Raw genomic sequence first — 14,903 nt, forward strand, 5'->3', positions numbered from 1 at the left:
TCCTATCCAATCCGTTTTGTTCTAGTTTGCAGCGACTGGCACGGATTCCCCGCGGCGCTCCAAAATTTTGTTGATCGCGCGCACGTAGGCGATCGCGCTCGCTTCCAGCACGTCTGTGCTGACTCCGCGGCCAGTGACGGTCAGCTCGCCTTGCTGGAGGCGGACGAACACTTCGCCGAGCGCGTCCTGTCCGTGCGTGACCGAGAGAATTTTGTAGTCGATCAAGGTGACTTCTTCGCCTGTGGCGCGGTCAATCGCCTTGTAGATCGCATCGACGGAGCCGTTGCCAATCGCCGCTTCCTCGACGACCGAGTCGTCAGCCCGCTTCAGGCGGACGCTTGCCGTCGGCACGGAAATGTTGCCGTAGGCGAGCTGCACCGATTCGAGCTGAAACGCTTCGGCACCGCGAACCATTTTTGTATCGATCAGGGCAAGAATGTCGTCGTCCGTAATTTCTTTTTTCTTGTCGCACAATGCCTTGAAGGCGGCAAAGGCGGCATTGACTTCCTCTTGGTCGAGGTGGTAGCCCAGTTCCACCAGCTTTTCCTTGAACGCGTGACGGCCAGAGTGCTTGCCGAGCACCAGTTTGTTCGACTTGAAGCCGACCGACTCCGGACGAATGATTTCGTAGGTGGTGACTTCCTTCAAGACGCCGTCCTGGTGAATGCCGGACTCGTGGGCAAAAGCGTTCGCGCCTACGACGGCTTTGTTGCCCGGCACGATCATTCCTGTCAAACGGCTTACGAGCTGGCTGGTCCGCGCAATTTCCTTCAGATGAAGCTTGGTTGTCGCCTGGTAATAGTCCTTGCGTGTCTCCAGTGCGAGCGCCACTTCTTCCAGCGCCGCGTTGCCTGCGCGTTCGCCGATCCCGTTGATCGTACCTTCTACCTGTGTAGCTCCGCCTTCCACGGCAGCCAAGCTGTTTGCGACAGCCATGCCCAGGTCATCGTGGCAATGACAGCTCAGGCGGATTCCTTCTGTCTCTGGCACGCGCTTTTTCAGTTCGCGGAAAATGTTGCCGTACTGGTACGGCGTCATGTAGCCGACGGTGTCCGGAATGTTCACGGTTGTCGCGCCTGCCTTGATGACCGCTTCCACTACCTCGGCCAAAAAGTCGATCTCTGTCCGCGCCGCATCCTCTGCGGAAAACTGTACTTCTGTGAAGTATTTTTTCGCATAGGTGACCGCCTCCACCGCACGAGCAAGGACCTGCTCCTTGCTCATGTTCAGTTTGTACTGGCGATGGATCGGAGACGTTGCAAGAAAGACGTGGAGGGATGCGTTTTGCGCGTTGCGCAGCGCTTCGTACGCCTTATCCATGTCGTCTTTGACGGCACGTGCGAGACTTACGACGGTGGAGTTTTTCACCCGCTTCGCCACTTCGGCCACAGACTTTTGGTCGCCTGGGGAAGCAGCCGCAAAGCCAGCCTCAATTCTGTTTACGCCCAGCTTTTCCAGTTGAAGGGCGATCTCCACCTTTTCGTTCGTGCTGATGTTGACGCCCGGAGACTGCTCCCCATCGCGTAATGTCGTATCAAAAATCTCAATGGTCCGCATGAACTTTTCACCTCCACTTTTTTTCCTACATTATATATGTCTCTCTATACGGGTCCTTATTGCCCGATTTTCGCTTCTTCTTTTTTCGTTTCTTTGTTCAGCCAGGACATCATGCCGCGCAGTTGTTGTCCGACTACCTCGATGCCGTGCTCTGCTTCCAGACGGCGGCGGGAAGTGAAGCCAGGACGGTTTGCCTGGTTTTCCAGGATCCAGTTGCGAGCGAATGTACCGTCTTGGATTTCAGCCAGCACTTTTTTCATTTCTTTGCGCGTTTCTTCTGTGATGATGCGGCGGCCTGTGCTGTAGTCACCGTACTCAGCCGTGTCACTGATGGAGTAGCGCATGCGAGCCAGACCGCCTTCGTACATCAGGTCGACGATCAGCTTCAGCTCGTGCAGGCACTCGAAGTAGGCGATCTCAGGCGCGTATCCTGCTTCTACCAGCGTATCGAAGCCTGCTTTTACCAGCTCGCTTGCTCCGCCACACAATACTGCTTGCTCCCCGAACAGGTCTGTTTCTGTCTCTTCGCGGAAAGTCGTTTCGATCACGCCTGCTTTTGTGCAGCCGATTCCGCTGGAGTATGCGAGTGCGAGGTCTTTTGCATTGCCAGTCGCATCCTGGTAGATCGCGATCAGGCCAGGTACGCCAAAGCCTTCTTGGTACACGCGGCGCACGAGGTGACCCGGGCTTTTTGGCGCAGACATGATAACGTCTACGTCAGCAGGCGGCACGATTTGCGCGTAGTGGATGTTGAAGCCGTGGGAGAAGCAGAGTGCTGCGCCGGATTTCAGGTTTGGCGCGATCTCGTCGCGGTACACTTGCGCCTGGCGCTCGTCTGGCATGAGGATTTGCACCACGTCAGCGCGTTTGGTTGCTTCGGCCACTGTCAACACTTCGAAGCCGTCTTTTGCCGCTACGTCCCAAGACTTCCCTGGGCGCAGACCTACTACTACTTTATAGCCGCTGTCGCGCAGGTTTTGCGCTTGCGCATGGCCCTGGCTGCCGTAGCCGATGATGGCGATTGTTTTGCCGCGCAGTACCTCTTTGTTTACGTCTGCTTCATAATACATTTTTACCATTTGTGTAGCCTCCCTAAAATTATGTTTAGTTTGAATTCCTATTCTGAATTTTGCAATTTAAACCGTTGCTGCGGCTGTTGCTGGAACAATACTGCGCGCCATCGCTACTGATCCTGTTCTCGTCAGTTCGAGCACCCCGTAGCTTTGCAAAAGCACAAGCAGCGCGTCGATTTTTTCGGTGTCACCCGTTACTTGCACGATCAGCGAGGTAGGTCCCACATCGACGATCGCGGCGCGGAACGGCTCGACAATCCCGTTCAACTCGGCCAACTGGCTCGGTGATGCGCTCACCTTGATAAGCGCCAGCTCCCGGGAAACGTACGGGTTTTCGCTGAGGTTCGTCACCGAGATGACGTCGATCAGCTTTTGCAATTGCTTCATCAGTTGTTGAATCTGGCGGTCATCCGCTCCGGTGGTAATAATCATCCGGGACAGCCCTTGCTCCTCTGTTCCTCCCACCGTGATGCTGTCGATGTTGAAGCCGCGTTGCCCGAACAAGGTCGCGACTCGGGTCAATACGCCGGGGTGATCGTTGACGAGTACGGCGATCGTATGTGTTTGCATCCTAGTCGTCCCCCAATTCCATCTGATCTAATGTGTCGCCCGACGCTACCATCGGATACACGTTTTCTTCCTGCGCGACGCGGAAGTCCACGACGACTGGCCCATCATGGCGCAGCGCTTCGGCCCAAACGGCTTCTGCCTCTTGCGGAGTGGTGGCCCGCAAGCCTTTGACGCCGTACGCTTCCGCCAGCTTGACGAAATCCGGGCTGCACGTCAGGTCGATCTGGCTGTAGCGATTGTCGTAGAACAGCTCCTGCCATTGGCGAACCATCCCCAGGCACTGGTTGTTCACAATCGCGACCTTCACCGGAATGTTGTACTGGGAGACGATCGCCAGCTCCTGGTTGGTCATCTGGAAGCCGCCGTCGCCCACTACGGCGATTACCGTGCGATCCGGGTGCGCGATCTGTGCGCCAATCGCTGCCGGGAAGCCAAAGCCCATCGTGCCGAGGCCGCCGGAAGAGATAAAGGAGCGCGGGTGCTTGAACTTGTAGTATTGTGCTGTCCACATCTGGTGCTGTCCAACGTCTGTCGTGACGATCGCTTCCCCATCTGTGGAGCTGTACAGAAGCTCAATGACCGCTTGCGGCTTCAGTACGTCGCCGTCTTTTTTGTACTTGTACGGATACTGTGCCTGCCATTCCCTCAACTGGCTGATCCACGCCTCGGAATCGCATTTGCGGGCAACCGGAATCGCTTTGGCCAGGGTGCTTTTCACATCGCCTGCCACAGTGACGGCTGTCTCGACGTTTTTCCCCAGCTCGGCAGGGTCGATGTCGACGTGGACGATGCGGGCTTTCGGAGCAAACTCCTTGGTGCGTCCCATCGTGATCCGGTCATCGAAGCGAGCGCCGAGGCCGATGACACAGTCCGCATTGAGCAGCGCCTGGTTGGCTGTGTAGCTGCCGTGCATGCCCGGCATGGCGAGCGCCAATTCGTGCGTGCCCGGGAAACCGCCCAGCCCCATGAACGTGTTGATAACCGGGATGCGCGTCTTCTCCGCAAAAGCGAGCAGCTCTGCTTCGGCTTTTGCGGCGATGATGCCGCCGCCTGCCAAAATGACCGGGCGCTTCGCTTCGCCAATCGCGTCAACAAATGTCTGCACCTCTTCGTCTGTCGGCACGAGCGTGTCGCGGTAGCCGCGAATCTCGACCTTGTCGGGATAAGTGAACGGCGCCTTCGCGTTGGCCACATCTTTTGGAATGTCGATGAGGACCGGGCCCGGACGACCTGTAGAAGCGATGTGGAACGCTTCCTTCACGATGCGCGGAAGCTCGCGGACATCGCGGACGAAGTAGCTGTGCTTCGTAATCGGGATGGTGATTCCGGTAATGTTCGCTTCCTGGAACGCGTCGGTTCCGATCAGCGACTGGGCTACGTTTCCGGTGATGCACACCAGCGGAACCGAGTCCATCTGGGCTGTCGCAATTCCGGTTACGAGGTTGGTCGCCCCCGGACCGGAAGTGGCGATGCATACGCCCGGTTTGCCAGTAGCGCGGGCGTATCCGTCTGCTGCGTGGATCGCGCCCTGCTCATGGCGAGTCAGGATGTGCTTGAAGTAGCTCCCGTACAAGGAATCGTAGATCGGGAGCACCGCTCCGCCTGGGTAGCCGAAAATGTATTCGACTTCCTCCAGGATCAGACAGCGCAGAAGCGTTTCTGCTCCTGTCACTTCCTCCCCGAACTGAATCGGTGGAATGCCGTTCTTTTTCTGCAATTCGGCCATTTCAACACTCATTTTCCTCTCCTCCTCCCACTTCTTAAAGCAGCTATAAAAAATACCTATGGACACATAGAAAAACCCTTTCGCCCCGACACGGTTCGGTTTCCATGTCTTTTGGGGCGAAAGGGTTCGCGGTACCACCCAACTTTATCGGCGCCTCGCGGTCAGCCGATCTCAGCCAGTCACAGCAAATGCGGACTGTAACACGCTAACGGGTGTCAATCGGTTTTCCCTACTTTTTGCACGAGGCAAATTTCAGCAAAACAGCTCAGAGGTGAGCAATGCAGCGTACCCTATGCCCGTTCTCAGCAACCAGGGCTCTCTGTAAAAGGGGAGACGCGCACCATCCTCGTCATAGCCTGCTATTATAACAATATTTCTAATATTGTTGTTGTCAGAAAATAAAGTGTTACGTCTGATTATAGCTAGGCACTTTGGGGGTGTCAACGAAAACAAAAAGATTTTACTATACTTTCGTCCGAACGGATGCTCAGTAGAAAATGCCGGAACGGCGCGGTTTTTGCGTGAAAGCGGATACATTTTCTTTCGGCTTGTCCCCTTTCTCGGGCAAGGAAACGGACCGGCAATGCCCGCCCTTCCCTTTTGTTCGCAAACTTGTTTTACAGATTGTCGCGAAGTCCCTCGATCAAAATTTGCGCCACCTCGGGACGGGTAAATTCCGGCGGCGGGGTCTGGCCGCTGCGCAAAAGCGCGCGCACTTTTGTCCCGGACAGCGTCAGATGCTCGCTTGCAGCGTGTGGGCACGTCTTGGCCGTCGCCATTCCTTGGCAGGCTGTGCAATAAAAGCTGTGCTCATAAAACAGCAACTGGATGCCCAGCTCCTCTGGCGCAAATGCAGAGAAGATGTGCTGCGCGTCGTATGTCCCGTAGTAATCGCCCACGCCCGCGTGATCGCGGCCTACGATGAAGTGCGTGCAGCCGTAGTTTTTGCGGACGAGCGCGTGGAATACCGCTTCTCTCGGACCTGCGTAGCGCATCGCCGCCGGGAAGGCCGCGAGCAGCACGCGCTCTTTCGGGTAGTAGTTTTCCAGCAGGGCGAGGTAGCTTTTCATCCGCACTTGCGCGGGGATGTCATCTGACTTGGTTTCCCCCATCAGCGGGTTGAGAAAAAGCCCGTCGACGATTTCCATTGCCGCCTTTTGAATGTATTCGTGCGCCCGGTGGACGGGATTGCGCGTCTGGAAGCCGACGACGCTCTTCCAGCCGTTTTGGGAAAAAAGCTCTCTCGTCTCGCGCGGCGTCAAATAATATTCGGCAAACCGCTCGGGCTGCGGCCGCTTGAGCACATGCACCGGACCGCCCACGTACAGCCCCGGTTTTTCCATCAGCTTTTTCACTCCCGGATGCGCCCGGTCCGCTGTCCGAAACACTTGTCTTGCCTCCCGGGCTTTATCGGGCTGGTAGAGGCTTTGCACCTGGAGTATGGCGTAGTCTTCGCCATCTTCGCCGCGCAGCCATACCGCATCCCCCGGCTCGATGTCCGCGTGCTCGGCCGCATCGACTGCCAGCGTCACGGGCAGCGGCCAAACCGTCCCGTCTGCGAGCCGCATCCGCTCCACGACGGAATGGTAGTCGTCCTCGCAAAGAAAGCCTGTCAGCGGGGAAAAGGCGCCAATGGCGAGGCAGTCTATGTCAGACAACGTCCATTGATCGACCACGATTGCTTTTTTGCCAGCGGCTCTGGTTATCGCTTCCGGCTGACTTTCCAGCCGTTCAATCAGCGTCCCACCGTGTGGCGAGATCGTATGCATAGCGTGTCCTCCCTTTTGTTCCCTTACTTGTGCAGGCCGCATTCGGTCTTGTCAAAGCCGGCCCAGCGGCCCGCGCGCGGGTCCTGCCCTGACTGGACAGGCCGGGTGCAAACACTGCAGCCAATACTTGGATAATTGCGGTCATGCAAAGGGTTGTAGGGGACATCGTTCGCGTGTATATATGCCCACACCTGGTCCATCGTCCAGTCCGCGAGCGGGTTGAACTTCACCAGCTTGAATTTATCGTCCCATTCCACTTTTTTCGCATTGGCGCGGGTAGGCGCCTGATCGCGGCGAATGCCGGTAATCCAGGCGTCGTAGCCGGACAGCACCCGTGTCAAAGGCTCTACTTTGCGGATTTGGCAGCACAGATTCGGGTCTGTCTCCCACAATTTGTCTCCGTGGCTCTTCTCCTGCTCAGCCAGAGTCATCTGGGGCAGCACCTGGATAAATTTCGTCTGGTACCGCTCCTCCAGCTTGTCGCGCGTCTCGTACGTCTCGGGAAAATGTTTGTTCGTATCGAGATAAAAAACAGGTATCGTCGGGGCCAGTTTGTGCAGCATGTCGATCAGCACGACATCCTCGGCACCGAAGCTTGAGGCGAGGACGAGGTTGCCTGCGAAGTGTTCCACCGCCAGAACAAGCACATCCTGCGGGGATTTGGCTTCCATCCGGTACGCCCACACTTGCAGCTCTTCGTCCGCCATCCTCTGGCGATTGCTCATCAGCGAAACTCCTTTCCTGCTAGGATTCCCCCACCATCATATGTCGGGAGGCAGGAAGTGGCGATTCGTCCTGCTGACAAAACTGCCGCGACGGCACCGAAAGAAACGAAAAGAGCGACCAGACCTGTAGCCCGATCGCTCCTCGCGGATTGCTCCCTCTTATTTTTTGTCAGAGTCACTGTTTGCTGCCGGGAAAATAAACGAACTGCCTGTCGGAATCGTGTTGAGATTCGCCTGGTCTACATTTTGTGCCGCCGGTGCTCCTGTGATGAAGACGACGGGTGCTACGTAGGCATCATCCTTTTCTTTGGCGAACGCTCCCGGAACGAACAGCGCCGAACAGACCACCGCAGTTGCACCCATCATTACCATCCACTTTTGTTTTTTCATCTCTACTCTCTCCTATCCAATGTTTTCCTTTGACGCTTTTTATTGTACGGCAGGGAGCCATCCTCTCGACACGGACGGGAGATTGTTTTTTGCTCCAACCTGAGACGGAGCCGCCTCTACGCCCGTTGTCCATTTTCTTTAAAAAAACGATGGCGTTTCCTTGCTGCCCTTGCGCTTTTCGGATGTTCATTCATAGGGGAGAGCCTCTCCGACAAGCAAAAAAAGCCGACCTTCCCCACCAGGAAAGATCGGCTTTGCTTTTTGCGTATGTGCTTACGCGTTCAGTTTGCCTTTTGCAACTGCTGCCAGTTCGTTGAACGCAGCTTTGTCGTTCACAGCCAGGTCAGCCAGCATTTTGCGGTTCACTTCGATGCCAGCCACTTTCAGGCCGTGCATCAGACGGCTGTAGGACAGACCGTTCAGGCGAGCTTGCGCGTTGATACGGGTGATCCACAGTTTGCGGAAGTCGCGTTTCTTTTGACGACGATCGCGGTATGCATAAAGCAGGGATTTCATTACTTGCGCATTAGCGGATTTAAACAGGCGATGTTTGGAACCGAAGTATCCTTTCGCCAGCTTCAGGATTTTCTTATGACGACGGCGTGTAACAATGCCACCTTTTACTCTTGGCATACTAAACTCCTCCTGGTCTTTCCAGCATGGCGGCCTACTGCTAGGCGCTTAGGGAGCTCATGCTGCGTAATGTGTGTAATGATGCGAAAACTTACAGGTAAGTGAGCATTTGCTCCATGCGTTTTTGATCGCCTTTGGAAACGAGTGCAGCTTTGCGCAGGTGGCGCTTTTGCTTAGTCGTTTTGTTGGCGAACATGTGGTTACCAAATGCGCGGTCGCGCTTCAATTGGCCGCTTCCAGTCTTTTTGAAACGTTTTGCAGCAGCCTTGTTGGTTTTCATTTTAGGCATCTGAAAAGTCCTCCTGTCTAAACTACTATCTTACTTTTCCGCTTTCGGAGCCAGAATCATAATCATGCTGCGGCCCTCGATCTTCGGTTTACGCTCAGGCGTAGCGAGATCTTCACACTGAGCAGCTACACGCTCCATAACGCCAAGCCCGATTTCGGAGTGGGTGATTTCACGTCCACGGAAACGGATCGTACACTTCACCTTGTGGTGATCCTCCAAGAACTTGCGGACGTTGCGAAGCTTGGTTTGAAAATCGTGTTCTTCGATGTTAGAAGAAAAACGCACTTCTTTCAGCTCGATGATCTTCTGGTTTTTCCGTGCTTCTTTCTCCTTTTTCGCCTGCTCGTACTTGAACTTTCCGTAGTCCATGATACGGCATACAGGCGGTTTGGCTGTCGGAGCAACGTTTACCAGATCCAGTTCGGCTTCCTGGGCAATGCGCAACGCTTCCCTGAAGGGTACGACTCCCAATTGGCTCCCGTCAGCGCCGATCAAACGGACTTCACGGGCACGGATCGCTTCGTTGATTAACATTTGATCCTTGCTAATACTTGCCACCTCCGTCAATTTCGAGAAGGAACAAAAATGTGCGAACGCATCTGCGCCCGCACATATCTCACCTAAGCAATTTCATCAGATCCAAGGATCTTTGCATAAGAGTTACCTGTCAACAGTCGTGTCGGACGTCGACCCAGGTGAGAAGCTGGGCGCCTCTGCTTGTTCTCGAAGTATGAAGTGTTTATACACGCAACTTATAATACAAGGTAGAGTTGTCTTTGTCAAGGCTTATCGCTTTTTATCCTCCGATGTGGGACATTTCCACCTTCGGACGCTTTTGCAGCCCCGGCGTTTCGTCCAGCCGTTCTTCCGAATAGCGCTCGTCGCGCTTTTCCCAGATCGCGCGAATCTGCTCCTGGATTTCTTCGTCGCTTCGCCCGCTGCGCAGCGGCTCGCGCAAGTCATAGCCGGCGGAGGCGAACAGGCAGTTGTACATTTTCCCCTCTGCCGACAGCCGCGCCCGCGTACAGGTAGAGCAAAAGGCTTGTGTCACCGACGAGATCAGCCCAATCTCCTGATCGCTCCCCTCGTAGCGGTAGCGCGAAGCGACCTCGCCGAAGTAGTTCGCCTCGACCGGGACGAGCGGCATTTCTGCGTCGATCATCCGGACGATTTCGCTGGAAGGCACGACCTGATCGAGCTTCCAGCCGTTGCTGTTGCCTACGTCCATGAACTCAATGAAGCGCAGCGTATGGCCTTGCTCGCGGAAATAACGGGCCATCGGCAAAATGTCCTGGTCGTTGACACCGCGCTGGACGACCATGTTGATTTTCACCCCGAGTCCCGCTTCCGCCGCCGCGCGAATCCCGTCGAGCACAGCATCCACCGGATAGCCTCTGCCGTTTAACATGCCAAACCGCTCGTTGTCCAGGCTGTCGAGGCTGACGGTGACGCGATCAAGCCCGGCTTCCTTCAAAGCCTGGGCATGGCGGGCGAGCAGCGAGCCATTGGTCGTCATGGCGATATCGTGAACGTCCTCTATTTTTCGAATCATTCGTATTAATTCAGGCAAATCCCTGCGCACGAGCGGTTCTCCGCCCGTAATCCGGATTTTCCGCACGCCGAGCGCTGTGAATATTTGGGTCAAGCGGGTAATTTCTTCAAATGACAGCAGTTTGTGCTGCGGCAAAAATTCAAACTCCGGCCCGAAAATTTCAGCCGGCATACAGTACCGGCAACGAAAATTGCATTTGTCTGTCACGGAAATGCGCAGATCACGGAGAGGACGCTTTCGTGTGTCACGTACTTGCATCTGCTCTAGCACTGGTGGTCACCCTCCTTTTCCTGGCTGAGCCTGGCATGCCACTCTATCTCCAGTTTGTCTCGTATTGATGTCCAACATGCGATTCCGGCTTTTTATTAGCGTACCATATTCCGCCTGCGAACGGCTCCTGTTCCTGCACTTTTCGCTGTTGCAAAAGCGGTCGCAAGCCGATGAAAATCGGAAAAATGACCCGGTGCACGCCAATGTGCAAACCGTTTTTTTTGACTATTCCCTTTTGTATAAACATAGGATAATATGACTATATATTATGCTCTATATATTCCTCTTCAATAAGGAAAGCGAAGATCAGCCGTTTGTATGTGGGCACTTGAATGGCTGGGAGCGAGTAGTGCAACCGACCCTATTTTCGTTGTAGGGTCGGTTTATTTTATCCCAGAACAAAGGCCTTGTCCACTGCTCAGAAACGGCAAGCTGCAGCAATGGCAATCGCCCCCTCTTTCTCAATTTTTGAGTAAAACAATAAAATGTAAAATTCGGAGGTCTGCATGCAATTTTTTGCAAAGAAAGCAAAGCCATGGAATGAGTATGTGAAAGCTTCCCACGCAACTGACATTACCGAAGTGGGCGAACGCGTGAAAGAGCGCCTGTCTTTTTTGGGCGTGGATCAGGATACATTGGCGCACGTCAAAGAGGCTGCTACCACGCTTTACCCCTTTAAAGCAGAGATCGTATCCAAGTTTTACCAGTCGATCACTAACGTTCCCCACCTCCAGAAGATCATCCTCGACAACTCCAGCCTGGAGCGGTTGAAAAAAACTTTGGAGGTCCACCTGGAGCAGTTTCTCACAGCAGAAGTCAACCATGAGTACGTGAAAACGAGAATTGTCATCGGGCAAGTTCACAGCCGCATTCATCTGACAGCCGATCATTTTATTTCTGCACACCATCTGCTGATTCAGATCATGACCACGATTTTGATGGAAAAATGGAGCAATCAGCCGCATCAGATGATGAAAATGGTCACCGCTGTGCAAAAATTGGCAGCATTCGATCAGCAACTGATTGTGGAAGTGTATATGGAAGAGACGTTCAAATCGTTTTTGTTCGGCATCTCCGGCATGCTCAACCATATGACCCAGCTCGACACGACGAAGCAGCTTATCTCGGGAATGGACGAGCAGATCGAGGAAAGCCACAGCGTCACCGCCGCAACGGAAGAAATGAGCGCCTCGATTCAGGAAGTCGCCAACCACGCGGTCAAAGTCGCGGAAGGGACAGACGAAGCGGTGCAATCCGCTGAACAGAGCAAACAGATCATCAATGCCGCTCTCGGCGACATCCGCCAGGTGGGCCACGTCTTTGTCGAGGTCATGAGCAGGGTAAACCAGCTCAATCAGGAGATTCATCAGACACAGGACGTCATCCGCATCATTCGGGAAATCGCCGAGCAGACCAACCTGCTCGCGCTGAACGCCAGTATCGAGGCCGCCCGGGCCGGAGAGCAAGGGCGCGGCTTTGCAGTCGTAGCCACTGAGGTGCGCAAGCTGGCCGAGCATACAAAAGAACAGATCAGCCGGATCACAGACAACATGGAGTCGCTGCAACAAGTTTCGAAGCGAGTGACGGAGCAGATGGACAGCACGAGCAAGCTGGTGGAGCGCAGCGTCGGGGAAGCCCAGTTCGCCGATGTCGCCCTGAACAAGATTGTGTCCACCATGCAGGAAATCAGCCAATCCACCTCGCAAATTGCCGCCATGACCGAGGAACAGGCTTCTTCTGTCACGGATATCGCCCACCGCAACTCCACGATTTTTGACCTGAGCACACATTCGCAGCAAATCGCCAAAGACACCGCGCAAATCATTCTCGAACTGAGCCGGAAAATGGATGAGTACCGCAAGACGTTCTTTACGATCAATGTCAAATTGAGCTACAAAGACATCGTGCGCGTGGCCAAAACGGATCATTTGCTGTGGAAATGGAAAATTTACAACATGTTCCTTGGTTTGGAAAACCTGGTCGCCGCAGAAATGGCCTCGCACCATCACTGCCGACTGGGGACGTGGTACTACAGCGACTTGCCGCCGCTTGTGCGCAACAACCCGACATTCAAAAAGCTGGAGGAGCCGCACAAATTAGTACATTTTTACGCCAAGCAGGCAGTGGAAAAATACCAGGCCGAGGATCTCGCCGGCGCCCAGGAAGCGTACGAGCAGCTTCAACGGGCGTCCCATGAAGTCGTAACACTGCTTACCCGTCTGGAAAATGAGCTGTAGCAGTTGTCGCCACCGTTTTCGCCAAAAACAAAAGGGCCGTTCCCACCGTTCGGGTGAGAACTGCCCTTTTTGCTTTACTTCATTTCGTTGATTTCGGCGCGGATTTTTTCCACGAACTCATCAACGGTCATGGCGCCTTCATCGCCTACTCCCCGTCTGCGTACAGACAGAGTGCCGTCTGTCACTTCTTTTTCCCCGATAACCAGCATGTACGGGATTTTTTGCACTTGCGCTTCACGGATTTTGTAGCCGATTTTTTCGTTGCGCGCATCCAGCTCTACGCGGATGCCAGCTTGTTGCAGCTTTTCTTTGACTTGCTCGGCGTACGGAATGTGCACCTCGCTGATGTTCATCAAGCGCGCCTGGATTGGAGTCAACCAGACAGGGAATGCGCCTGCGTAGTGCTCGATCAGGATGCCGATGAAACGCTCCATGGAGCCGTACATCGCACGGTGCAAGACAACCGGACGATGCTTTTCGTTGTCTTGGCCCACGTAAGTCAGGTCGAACTTCTCCGGCATTTGGAAGTCGAGCTGGATGGTTCCGCATTGGTGACGGCGTTTCAGCGCGTCGGTAATTTGGAAGTCGATCTTCGGTCCGTAGAACGCACCGTCGCCTTCCTTGATTTCATACGGCATTTCCAGTTGCTCCAGCACCTTTTTCAAGGAGCTTTCCGCTGTTTCCCACAGCTCGTCGGAGCCCATGGAATCTTCCGGGCGAGTCGAAAGTGCTACGCTGTATTCAAAGCCGAACACTTTGTAGATTTTGTCGATCAGCTTAATCATGTTTTTGATTTCGCTCTCGATCTGGTCAGGGCGGACGAATACGTGTGCGTCATCCTGGCAGAAGGTGCGAACCCGCAGCATGCCGTTCAGCGCGCCGGAATATTCGTGGCGGTGAACCTGGCCGAACTCGGCATAGCGAATCGGCAAGTCGCGGTAGGAATGCATTGCGTTTTTGTAAATGAGCATGTGTCCTGGGCAGTTCATCGGCTTCAAGGCGTAAGTCGCGTTGTCGACTTCAGAGAAGTACATGTTTTCCTTGTAGTGATCCCAGTGACCGGATTCTTTCCAGAGGCGCTCGTTCATGAGGAACGGCGAGCGCACCTCTGTGTATTGGGCAAGCTGTTGCAGGCGGCGGGAGAACTGCTCCAGCTCGTTGCGGACAGTGAAGCCGTTTGGCAGGTAGAACGGCATGCCAGGCGCTTCCTCGGAGAACATGAACAGCTCCAGCTCTTTGCCCAGTTTGCGGTGGTCGCGCTTTTTCGCCTCTTCGATGAAGTGCAGATATTCGTCCATATCCGCTTTTTTCGGCCAAGCGGTACCGTAGACGCGCTGCAGCACCTGGTTTTCCGCTTTTCCGCGCCAGTATGCACCTGCCACGCTCATCAGCTTGAACGCTTTGATGTAGCCAGTGGACGGCAAGTGCGGGCCGCGACAGAGGTCGAAAAATTCGCCCTGCTCGTACAGGGTGATCGTCGCATCCGCCGGCAAGTCGCGGATCAGTTCCAGCTTCAGATGGTCGTTGAGGTTTTGGAAAATTCTTGTCGCCTCGTCGCGGCTGACGACTCTGCGGCGGATCGGCAAGTCTTCCTTCACGATTTTTTCCATTTCCGCCTCAATCTTGCCCAAGTCTTCTGGCGAGAGCGAGACCGGAATGTCCATGTCGTAGTAGAAGCCGTCTTCGATCACAGGACCGATCCCGAATTTGACTTCGCTGCCGTACAGGCGTCTTACTGCCTGGGCGAGCAAGTGAGCGGTACTGTGACGGTAAACTTCCAAGCCTTCCGGCGAATCGAGGGTCACGATTTCAATTGCTGCGTCATCCTCAAGCGGCGTGTACAGATCCACGACTTTGCCGTCTTTTTTGCCGGCTACTGCTTTTTTCTTCAGGCTCGCGCTGATGGAGCCTGCGATCTCTTCGATGGTGATCCCAGCTTCGTACTGACGGACTGCTCCATCCGGGAACGTTACGTTAATTTGTGCCACCTTGGATTCTTCCTTCCTGTTTGTTGTTTTTGAGAAAATAAAAAACACCCATCCCAGAAGGGACGAGTGTATTCTCGCGGTACCACCCTAATTCAAGTCTGTTTTTACAAAACGGGCCGTGCAA

Annotated in this window: 13 protein-coding genes, 1 riboswitch and 1 other annotated feature (1 of these 15 cut by a window edge); of the genes, 1 reads left to right on the plus strand and 12 read right to left on the minus strand. The window is 54.5% G+C overall.

Annotation, left to right across the window (positions count from 1 at the left end; translation table 11 throughout):
• Positions 1 to 21: 21 nt before the first annotated feature.
• From AC3WJN_RS08830 to moaA, 11 genes are all read right to left on the minus strand, one after another.
• On the minus strand, positions 22 to 1,557 hold the full coding sequence (locus AC3WJN_RS08830; protein WP_005829322.1) for a 2-isopropylmalate synthase: 1,536 nt from the start codon (positions 1,555 to 1,557) through the stop codon (positions 22 to 24).
• Positions 1,558 to 1,613: 56 nt separating this feature from the next.
• The gene (gene ilvC / locus AC3WJN_RS08835; RefSeq protein WP_005829324.1) at positions 1,614 to 2,636 is read right to left on the minus strand and encodes a ketol-acid reductoisomerase; all 1,023 of its coding nucleotides are present in this window, start codon (positions 2,634 to 2,636) and stop codon (positions 1,614 to 1,616) included.
• A gap of 57 nt (positions 2,637 to 2,693) precedes the next feature.
• Complete coding sequence (gene ilvN, locus AC3WJN_RS08840) at positions 2,694 to 3,200, minus strand: acetolactate synthase small subunit (RefSeq protein ID WP_005829326.1); 507 nt, start codon at positions 3,198 to 3,200, stop codon at positions 2,694 to 2,696.
• Position 3,201: 1 nt separating this feature from the next.
• Positions 3,202 to 4,938: a biosynthetic-type acetolactate synthase large subunit gene (gene ilvB, locus AC3WJN_RS08845; RefSeq protein WP_005829328.1), complete on the minus strand. Its 1,737-nt coding sequence runs from the start codon at positions 4,936 to 4,938 to the stop codon at positions 3,202 to 3,204.
• Positions 4,939 to 5,543: 605 nt separating this feature from the next.
• Positions 5,544 to 6,695, minus strand: coding sequence for a sulfate adenylyltransferase (gene sat / locus AC3WJN_RS08850; RefSeq protein ID WP_007776549.1), 1,152 nt, complete (start codon positions 6,693 to 6,695; stop codon positions 5,544 to 5,546).
• Positions 6,696 to 6,718: 23 nt separating this feature from the next.
• Positions 6,719 to 7,420 (minus strand): phosphoadenylyl-sulfate reductase, encoded by a 702-nt coding sequence (locus tag AC3WJN_RS08855; protein ID WP_005829332.1) that lies wholly within the window; start codon positions 7,418 to 7,420, stop codon positions 6,719 to 6,721.
• Positions 7,421 to 7,579: 159 nt separating this feature from the next.
• Positions 7,580 to 7,810 carry a hypothetical protein gene (locus tag AC3WJN_RS08860; protein ID WP_007776543.1) on the minus strand — a complete coding sequence of 77 codons (231 nt, stop codon included), beginning with the start codon at positions 7,808 to 7,810 and terminating at the stop codon, positions 7,580 to 7,582.
• Positions 7,811 to 8,083: 273 nt separating this feature from the next.
• Positions 8,084 to 8,443 carry a 50S ribosomal protein L20 gene (gene rplT, locus AC3WJN_RS08865; RefSeq protein ID WP_005829335.1) on the minus strand — a complete coding sequence of 120 codons (360 nt, stop codon included), beginning with the start codon at positions 8,441 to 8,443 and terminating at the stop codon, positions 8,084 to 8,086.
• 91 nt (positions 8,444 to 8,534) lie between these two features.
• Positions 8,535 to 8,732, minus strand: a complete 198-nt coding sequence (gene rpmI, locus AC3WJN_RS08870) for a 50S ribosomal protein L35 (RefSeq protein WP_005829336.1) — start codon at positions 8,730 to 8,732, stop codon at positions 8,535 to 8,537.
• Between the two features lie 30 nt (positions 8,733 to 8,762).
• Positions 8,763 to 9,266, minus strand: coding sequence for a translation initiation factor IF-3 (gene infC / locus AC3WJN_RS08875; RefSeq protein WP_005829338.1), 504 nt, complete (start codon positions 9,264 to 9,266; stop codon positions 8,763 to 8,765).
• A 262-nt stretch (positions 9,267 to 9,528) separates the two neighbouring features.
• Entirely contained in the window at positions 9,529 to 10,542 is a 1,014-nt protein-coding gene (gene moaA, locus AC3WJN_RS08880; protein WP_193373869.1) for a GTP 3',8-cyclase MoaA, read from the minus strand.
• Positions 10,543 to 10,840: 298 nt separating this feature from the next.
• A riboswitch (cyclic di-GMP riboswitch) is annotated at positions 10,841 to 10,924 on the plus strand.
• A gap of 136 nt (positions 10,925 to 11,060) precedes the next feature.
• Between moaA and AC3WJN_RS08885 the strand changes: the two genes are divergently transcribed.
• The gene (locus AC3WJN_RS08885; RefSeq protein ID WP_007776536.1) at positions 11,061 to 12,791 is read left to right on the plus strand and encodes a methyl-accepting chemotaxis protein; all 1,731 of its coding nucleotides are present in this window, start codon (positions 11,061 to 11,063) and stop codon (positions 12,789 to 12,791) included.
• A 74-nt stretch (positions 12,792 to 12,865) separates the two neighbouring features.
• Here the strand turns inward: AC3WJN_RS08885 and thrS are convergent, their stop codons facing one another.
• Positions 12,866 to 14,779, minus strand: a complete 1,914-nt coding sequence (gene thrS, locus AC3WJN_RS08890) for a threonine--tRNA ligase (RefSeq protein WP_007776535.1) — start codon at positions 14,777 to 14,779, stop codon at positions 12,866 to 12,868.
• 55 nt (positions 14,780 to 14,834) lie between these two features.
• Positions 14,835 to 14,903, minus strand: a binding site (T-box leader); it runs 195 nt beyond the window's last position.

Source organism: Brevibacillus sp. FW306-2-1A-C05A (genome assembly GCF_058781555.1).